Below are 237 nucleotides of genomic sequence, written 5' to 3' on the forward strand. Positions count from 1 at the left end.
GTTGTAGGCCGAAGGGGTAATAGTTACTCTCCTCTAAAATTTTGATGTTGCTTGGGCTTTGTGGATCGGTAGTGTAACTCAACCTAATATTACCAAGGTGGTCGGTATAATTATATACGTAATCAAAAAATTGTTGGCGACGATTGCCTTCGGTTTTTCTAACATAACCTTCCGAGGTCGGAAAAAACTGTAATTCTCCATCTATGTACTGAAATGAATCCAAATATTCAGTTTTGC

1 protein-coding gene is annotated in these 237 nt (G+C 38.0%); it reads right to left on the minus strand.

The window, feature by feature from the left end:
• On the minus strand, positions 1-223 hold a 223-nt coding region (locus NLM59_RS11615), incomplete at its 3' end, for a hypothetical protein (protein WP_369426807.1).
• Positions 224-237: the final 14 nt, after the last annotated feature.

The sequence above is a fragment of the Profundicola chukchiensis genome (assembly GCF_029664245.1).
Classification (GTDB): Bacteria; Bacteroidota; Bacteroidia; order Flavobacteriales; family Weeksellaceae; genus Profundicola; species Profundicola chukchiensis.